The sequence below is a fragment of the Deltaproteobacteria bacterium genome (genome assembly GCA_011773515.1).
Taxonomy (GTDB): Bacteria; Desulfobacterota; Deferrimicrobia; order J040; family J040; genus WVXK01.
In genome coordinates this window covers 6,792-13,959 of record WVXK01000108.1, presented here as the reverse complement: position 1 = coordinate 13,959, position 7,168 = coordinate 6,792, and the positions used below count along the sequence as shown (strand labels likewise).

8 protein-coding genes are annotated in these 7,168 nt (G+C 49.2%); 5 read left to right on the top strand and 3 right to left on the bottom strand.

Going from position 1 to position 7,168, the window contains the following annotated elements:
* On the top strand, nucleotides 1-1,034 hold a 1,034-nt coding region (locus GTN70_11475; GenBank protein NIO17580.1), incomplete at its 5' end, for a hypothetical protein.
* Between the two features lie 102 nt (nucleotides 1,035-1,136).
* On the opposite strand, the gene GTN70_11470 is transcribed toward GTN70_11475, so the two are convergent.
* Nucleotides 1,137-1,403: a GIY-YIG nuclease family protein gene (locus GTN70_11470; GenBank protein NIO17579.1), complete on the bottom strand. Its 267-nt coding sequence runs from the start codon at nucleotides 1,401-1,403 to the stop codon at nucleotides 1,137-1,139.
* Nucleotides 1,404-1,557: 154 nt separating this feature from the next.
* Between GTN70_11470 and GTN70_11465 the strand changes: the two genes are divergently transcribed.
* Nucleotides 1,558-1,770, top strand: coding sequence for a MerR family DNA-binding protein (locus GTN70_11465; GenBank protein NIO17578.1), 213 nt, complete (start codon nucleotides 1,558-1,560; stop codon nucleotides 1,768-1,770).
* Between the two features lie 39 nt (nucleotides 1,771-1,809).
* Here GTN70_11465 and GTN70_11460 read toward each other — a convergent pair whose 3' ends face one another.
* Together GTN70_11460 and GTN70_11455 are read right to left on the bottom strand one after the other, a co-directional pair.
* Nucleotides 1,810-3,276 carry a response regulator gene (locus GTN70_11460; GenBank protein ID NIO17577.1) on the bottom strand — a complete coding sequence of 489 codons (1,467 nt, stop codon included), beginning with the start codon at nucleotides 3,274-3,276 and terminating at the stop codon, nucleotides 1,810-1,812.
* Nucleotides 3,146-4,843 carry a PAS domain-containing protein gene (locus GTN70_11455; GenBank protein NIO17576.1) on the bottom strand — a complete coding sequence of 566 codons (1,698 nt, stop codon included), beginning with the start codon at nucleotides 4,841-4,843 and terminating at the stop codon, nucleotides 3,146-3,148. The genes GTN70_11460 and GTN70_11455 overlap by 131 nt, the downstream gene beginning before the upstream one ends.
* Nucleotides 4,844-5,121: 278 nt before the next feature.
* Between GTN70_11455 and GTN70_11450 the strand changes: the two genes are divergently transcribed.
* The 3 genes from GTN70_11450 (at nucleotide 5,122) to GTN70_11440 (ending at nucleotide 7,154) form a co-directional block, all read left to right on the top strand.
* A complete protein-coding gene (locus GTN70_11450; GenBank protein ID NIO17575.1) occupies nucleotides 5,122-5,307 on the top strand; it encodes a hypothetical protein in 186 nt (61 codons plus the stop codon).
* A 334-nt stretch (nucleotides 5,308-5,641) separates the two neighbouring features.
* A complete protein-coding gene (locus GTN70_11445; GenBank protein NIO17574.1) occupies nucleotides 5,642-6,295 on the top strand; it encodes an isoprenylcysteine carboxyl methyltransferase in 654 nt (217 codons plus the stop codon).
* Between the two features lie 502 nt (nucleotides 6,296-6,797).
* Nucleotides 6,798-7,154: a hypothetical protein gene (locus GTN70_11440; protein NIO17573.1), complete on the top strand. Its 357-nt coding sequence runs from the start codon at nucleotides 6,798-6,800 to the stop codon at nucleotides 7,152-7,154.
* Nucleotides 7,155-7,168: the final 14 nt, after the last annotated feature.

Sequence of the window (7,168 nt, the reverse complement as noted above, 5' to 3'; positions counted from 1 at the left end):
TCGTTGCATACGTATTTTCCGGTGTGCTCGCGATCAGTGTTCCCTTTGAGCAGGTAAATTCTCTGACGAGAAGGCTCATAGGGGGCATGACCTGGAATATCGGGTTCCTGGTTCTTCTTTTTCCGTTTATCCTCTGGGGTATCCTTATGGTCGTCAGAGGCATCCAACGGTCAGAATACGATGATGAAAAGAACCGGCTGAAGTATCTTCTTTTCGCTTCCGTTATTGCCTTCTTTGCAGGGATGACGGACCTGGTCCAAAAAGTGAGCGTCCACGTTCCCCCCCTTGGCCATGCCGGCAGCGTTATGTTTACCTCGATACTTGCCATCGGCGTATACAGGCACCGGAGGGCCTTCGATGTTCTCTCTCAAACCCGGAGGAGACTGGACCTCTTGCGGGAAATGGCGGCCGGCATTGCCCATGAGATAAGAAATCCTCTCAGCTCGATAAAAAGCGCATCGATCCTGCAGGCCAGCGCGTTAAAGGACATCGAGCAGCCGAAAATACGGGAGTATCACCGTGTCATCAACGAAGAAGTTGAACGGTTAAATACCATACTGGGCAACTTTCAGGATTTTACGAGGCCGCTGAAGGTGGAGAAGGATTCCATAAACGTAAACGAAGTAATCCAAAAAACGATCGGGCTCGTCGAGATGGAGAAGCTGCACATGAAGATCAAGAGCTCCTTGTCTGAAAATGTCCCTGATATTCAGGCGGATCCATCCCTTTTAAAGCAGGTTTTCATAAACCTGATAAAGAACTCTTTTGAATCCTGCGGGGCGAGCGGTGAATTGGGAATCAGTACAAAACTCGATTCACCGTGGGTTAAAATAAGCTTTCTGGATGATGGCCCCGGAATACCTGCTGAAATTGCAGATCGCATCTTTGAACCTTTCTTCACTACAAAACCGGCGGGGATGGGGCTGGGGCTGGCAATCAGCAACAATATCGTCAAAGCTCACAACGGACGCATAGAGGCGAGAAACAGGTCCTCCGGCGGAACCGAAATAACCATATTCTTACCCGTGAAGTGAAATCAACAAAGAAGGGTTTCATTTACGATTGCTGTTTGCAATGCGATCATCATTGCCCACAAAAGAGAAGGGATTTTTACGTGCTTCACCTTTGCTAAATTTTTACTTTACGGGTCGGTGAAAAATGTCACCGGAAAGGAGCAATTCTTTTTTCTTCTTAGGCCAGCGTTTTACCTGGGCTTCCCGCTTGCACGCATCCGAGTATGAGTCGAAGGTTTCAAAATAAACGAGCTCAACGGGAGGGTCCCCTTTCGTAGTCCTGCAACCTATCCCTTCGAAATGCTCTCTCACTCTTCTTTTGATATCTTTCGTGGCCCCGCAGTAGAGTCTTCCGGATTCAAGTCTGAGTATATAGAAACAGGACGGCATGAGGGTAAGGTACCAGATGGCCGGGTTTTCAACAAGGAACTTTGAACCATCAGAGAAGCCGGCTTTAAGCTGGCTTTCGATCTCATTGGCTCCCCGAGGCGTACCGTTGTGGGAGCCATTTTTCAGCTTTGATTAATCTCTTGTATTCAACAACATCTACTACGAGCGGAGAGGGCTGATCCCCGGACCGCCGGGGAGAGAATCGGGATACCGGCAGTACGGGAGCGACATAGTCGATAGAGTTATATTTATCAAGCGGGCTCAGGGTCTGGGATTCTCCCTCAAAGAAATCTCAGATCTTCTCACTCTCCGCGTTGACCCTGAAACTACGTGTGCTGATGTGATGGCCCGTGCAGATGACTCTTAACTTCGGGACGGTTTCCCTTAGCCTTTGGTGATTCAGGATTTATATGTCTATATTATATTCCTTGATTTTATTCTGGAGGGTTCTTCTCGTAATCCCCAGTATCTCTGCGCACCGTGTTCTGTTGCCGCCGGTTTGTTTGAGGGTTTCGGTTATCAACAGCTTCTCGGCTTTTTTAAGTGTTATACCGGGAGGTATAGTGTCTCTGCCCTTTTCCTCATCGTCTGATTCGGTTATATTTCTTATCGATTCCGGCAGGTTATCTGTATCTATCTGTTCTGATTTGGACATGATCACCGCCCTTTCAATCACGTTTTCCAGTTCTCTCACGTTTCCCGGCCACGCGTACATCTTGAGGAGAGACAATGCCTCGTCCTTGACCCCTGTGATTTTCTTTCCTATCTTGCTGCTCAACTGCGCGGTGAAGTGCTCGATGAGCATCGGTATATCCTCTCTTCTTTCCCGTAGCGGTGGGACCAGAACGGGCACGACATTGAGGCGATAGTAGAGGTCCTCTCTGAACTCTCCCGACTCTACTTCGATCTGGAGGTCCCTGTTCGTTGCCGCGATCACCCGCACATCTACCCCTATAGTCTTATTGCTTCCCAGGGATTCGAACTCCCTTTCCTGGAGGACCCGCAAGATCTTTGCTTGGGTCGTGGTGCTCATCTCGGCGATCTCATCGAGGAAAATAGTCCCTCCATCCGCTGCTTTGAACCGTCCATCCTTTCTCCCCACAGCCCCCGTAAATGCTCCCTTTTCATGCCCGAACAGCTCGCTCTCCAGCAGATTCTCCGGGAGTGCTGCGCAATTTACCTTCAAGAAGGGCTTCTCCTTTCTCCCGCTATTTTGATGGATAGCGTTTGCCACGAGTTCTTTCCCCGTTCCGCTCTCTCCGAGGAGAAGAACGGTAGCGTCGGTTGGCGCAACCATTGACAGGAGTTCATAGAGCTCCCGCATCGGTGTGCTGCTACCGATGATATTTGAAAAATCGAAACGCTCCCCGAGGCGCTCCCTGATGGTGAGAATTTCCTCCTCCATGGATCTGAACTCCATGATCTTTCCCAGCTTTATGAGGAGCTCGTCGATGTTTACCGGCTTCATCACGTAGTCCTCTGCGCCCGACTTCAGTGACTCTACGGCTGTGCTAACGGACCCGTATGCGGTCATCATCACGATAGCTACGGAAGATGCACTATCTTTTATTTTCCTGAGCGCTGAGATGCCGTCCATTCTCGGCATTCGTATGTCCATCAGAATGCAGTCGAACGACCTTTCCGCCGCCATTTCCACGGCTCTTTCCCCATCCTCGGCTTCGTATACGAGATACCCTTCTCCCTCCAGGTTCGCACGAAGCATTACCCTGTGGCTTACCTCGTCATCCACGACGAGGATGTTCTTCTTTCTCTTGCTTTTGACCAACTTTTTTTCCCTCTTTCTCGACCGGTATCGAGATAGTGAATTGGGTTCCCTCTCCCCTTTTACTGTCCACAGAGATATCCCATCCATGCATTTCCATCACGCTTTGAACGAGGGCAAGGCCGAGGCCCGTTCCCTTTTCTTTGCTTGTAAAGAATGGATCGAATAAGCGTTCCATAACGGATTTGTCGATTCCACTGCCCGTGTCGGACACTTCGACGAGCACGAGATTTTTTTCCCCGTCGTGGCGAACCCCGATATGTACCGTTCCATCAGAAGGGGTTGCCTCTATCGCGTTAATGACTATGTTCAGAAGAGCTTGGTGTACCTGATCGGCATCGAAGTAGACCGACGGAACGTTCCCGTTCAGATTACTTTTCAGTATGACCCCCGCCTCATCGGCTTTCCCTTTCGCAATGGATACCACGTTTTTCACCGCCTCGAGGATCGAATTCCCTTTGAACTCAAGTTCTTTGGGCCTTGAAAGATTGAGAAGATCAGCAATTGTTCTATTTACCCTGTCGATCTCGGAGATCATCAGATCGAGGTATTCCCTTTCTTTCGTCGGTGCGGTGAAGTGTTTTTTGAAGAAATGGACGAATCCCCTTATTGAACTGAGGGGGTTCCTTATTTCATGGGCAAGCCCCGATGCAAGTGTTCCGGCCATGGCGAGCTTCTCCGTTCTTATCACCTTCGCTTGAAGAGATTTTATATCCCGCAAATCCCTGAGAATATACACACTACCGATCCTGTTTCTGGAACTATCGTACACGTGACTCGCACTCACCGAAATGGGTATCTTTTCGGTAATCCCGGGCATGGTTACCAGGCCCTCTAATTCATAGGCGCTCTCATCCCGCTCAAGGGCCTCGTGCACCGTGCTGTCTTCCGGGCGAAGGATATCGAAAATTCCCATTTTACCGGTCTCTTTGCCCGTAAGATTCAGGAGGTTCTTCGCGGCTTTGTTTATCGTAACGATCTTTCCGTCTGGGTCCACTGATATGAGGATACTGGGCATGTTTTCCATCACGTTGTCGGTAAATGACCGCATTCTCTCTAGAGCTCTGTTCACGAGGTAGTAATTCTGGGCCATGAAGACGAAATATATGGAAGCCGTACCGAGTGAAAGCAGGATCATTCCCATGAAAATGGCGTGGTTGATGTCCCTCTTCCTGGCAGCCTTTATCCTTTTCATGTCGAGACCCGCGACTTCCACAAAGCCCCCCACCTTCCTCCCCATCTCCATCAAGGCCTGGTCCCTCGTAATCTTGACTGCCGTCCCCTTCCGCATGACGTTTTCAGTCAATTCCCTGTGAAAGGGAATTTGGCGGGATTTTTCCCTGTCGCTATGAAATAAAATTTCCTCATCAGGAGTAACCACGTAGACATAGAGCAGGTCAGGGTCATCCAGCAAGGGGGGAGCGTGAACCGATAGGGTTTCTTTCAGGTCTCCATTTTCGCGAAGCACTCCGGCGATAGACGAATCCAGGGATCTCAGTGCCAGGCTTCCCTTTTCATGCAACGCCTCCTCCATGATCTTTTTCTGCCTGTTGAGGTTTTTCTGCGTCGAGACGATGAGGATGATCAGGAGGATGAGCACCACGGTGATGATGCTTATCGCTGGAATATAGAGCTTTGTCAAATATTTTTTCAGCATATACAAGGCTATCTCCCTTAATAAAAATATAAGATTTCCTCTTTGAATTCCAGAAGATTTATGCCTCCATTTCATATGAATGATCGAATGCCAGCGAAATTACCGAGATGATAGGGCGGTGACCGGGAAAGGGCGCTAAGGGCTGGGATCGATCCCTGATTAATTGGCGTTAAAATCAGATGGGCATCTTTTTTGCAAATCAAACGATCGTGGATTCAGAAATCTGTTATCGAGTCCTCCTCGGATTACCGCCACGATCAATTATGAGAAAAGGCATAATGATGGGCGTAAAGAAAAAAAACAGGGTGCGTCACTGGATGCTGAGCCTTGCTGGCTACTGCTGCTTCCTGATAATTGCCGGGGTCCTCACTTTATACCTCCTTGGATACATAGGTGAATTCTATGTTCTTGCACTCCTCGTTCTCTGCCCCCTGACCCATTTCTTATTGATGAGAGATCATTGATGGCTTTCCTCCCCCCCGGGGTGCGGCATGCAAATCGCCCGACGTCTGAGAAGATGTCCTGATGCCCGGGGGGATAGTTTTGCAAAACCGTTGGATACTAATGGTCGGGAGTTATAAGGCCGGGATGTAAAATTATTGCCCGAAAATCGGATGACCTGGAAAAAAATACTCACCGTAACCGTTTCTTGGAGTAAAGGGGTTAACGCCTGAAGCACAGAATGACCACGAATATCCGGCTATAATTCAACTATTTTCTCCCATGTCCAGATAATTGCAGAGAGGTGGCACGATAGGTGCTCTTAATAAAAGAAACTCGTTAAAGGAGGCAAGTGGAATGGAAAAAGAATCCCTCGGTGGGACATGGGGATTGGCATTGATCATGATCGTTCTGGCTTCGTGGATCTTCTACCGATATCTCTCACCGAAATCGTGGAGGGAATGGAAGAGTGCGGGACTGGTTCACGCGTTCATCATAGCCCTCTATGTAGAAATGTATGGTTTTCCACTCACCATATATCTTCTCAGTGCGGTCTTCAAAATAGACATTCCGTGGGTCCACGCGAACGGACATCTCTGGTCATTCTTCATCAAGGAGGGGACAGCTGCCGCGATGATCGAGATGTTTCTGGGATTTGCGGTGATATTTTCCGGCATCTATTTGATTGCGGTAGCCTGGCAGAGGGTTTACGCCGCCTCACGGGAGAAGAGGCTGGTTACCGATGGCCCTTACTCCATAATCAGGCATCCCCAGTATACAGGAATTTTTCTCGTTGTCGTGGGACAGCTTATTCACTGGCCGACTCTCATAACGCTCATCCTGTCGCCGATGATATTTTTCGTCTACTACCGCCTTGCCCGGAAAGAGGAACGGGATATGCTGGCAATTTTCGGAGAGGGGTACCACAGGTATATGGAGCATGTTCCCATGTTCGTTCCCAGACTGGATGATCTGAAGTCAATCTGGCTTCAAAGGGAGGAAGCGGCGTAGGGGGAAGCTGTCGTGCGTACATTGATTGCTCAATTTTTCAAGGGTATGGAAGTATGGCACGGACACGTTCCCGATCTGGTCGATCAACTGGCGAGCGGATGGCCAGGTCATAGAAAAATATAAATTAGAGGTTTGGAAATGGAAAGACTGGTCGTTTTACTGGACGATTATACGGCCCGGCTTTACCGGGAGACATCCTTCTGAAAAACTATCCCCTTTACTTTTCCCTCCCAACATCCCTTCTTTAAACCCCAAAAGGCCCTCCCAGAGGGCCTTTCCTGTTTTTACGTCCCCCGCCATAGGGTGTGAAATAATTTTACGCTCCACCCACCAAACAGCGAAAACATTATTCAGTTGCGGCAACCTTTTCCGTGTGACTGTTTTCCACGATTACGAGATAACCCATTGATTTTGACAGGTTACATTTTTCAGCCTCATATCCCTTCGCGGGCATACATCGTGCACAGATGAGAAGATGATAACCGGTGATGGAGTGAAAGAAATGAAATTGATAGGCAGACTCCTCTCTTTTTGGCTCCGGAACAGCCGATGGTCGCTGTCGCTGGCACTCGTGTTTGCTCTGGTGGTAGCTGGGCTGCCGGCTTCCGGGTTCGAATACGGTGAGGTTGCAACCGGCACATCTTCCAAAAGCGTGGATAACTACCGGTTTGCCAGAGAACCGGTATATACGGATAACGGTGTGCCGGATGGAGAACTGGTCGGGAGAGACTATTTTCCCCTCTACGGTAGCAGGGAAGAGAGGATTTTCAAACCCTGGTTGAGAGTTTTCTCCACCCGGAGAAAGGTCCGGTTTTCACTTGAACCTGGATTACGGGGAAATCGGAGGGTATCACGGTGAAAATTTCCGTCCTC

What these genes read in the sequence shown, in the direction of transcription:
- GTN70_11470 (NIO17579.1), bottom strand. Translation starts at nt 1,403, where the DNA reads ATGCCGTCCTGTTTCTATATACTCAGACTTGAATCCGGAAGACTCTAC.
- GTN70_11450 (NIO17575.1), top strand. Translation starts at nt 5,122, where the DNA reads ATGATGGGCGTAAAGAAAAAAAACAGGGTGCGTCACTGGATGCTGAGC.
- GTN70_11455 (NIO17576.1), bottom strand. Translation starts at nt 4,843, where the DNA reads ATGCTGAAAAAATATTTGACAAAGCTCTATATTCCAGCGATAAGCATC.
- GTN70_11445 (NIO17574.1), top strand. Translation starts at nt 5,642, where the DNA reads ATGGAAAAAGAATCCCTCGGTGGGACATGGGGATTGGCATTGATCATG.
- GTN70_11440 (NIO17573.1), top strand. Translation starts at nt 6,798, where the DNA reads ATGAAATTGATAGGCAGACTCCTCTCTTTTTGGCTCCGGAACAGCCGA.
- GTN70_11460 (NIO17577.1), bottom strand. Translation starts at nt 3,276, where the DNA reads ATGGATGGGATATCTCTGTGGACAGTAAAAGGGGAGAGGGAACCCAAT.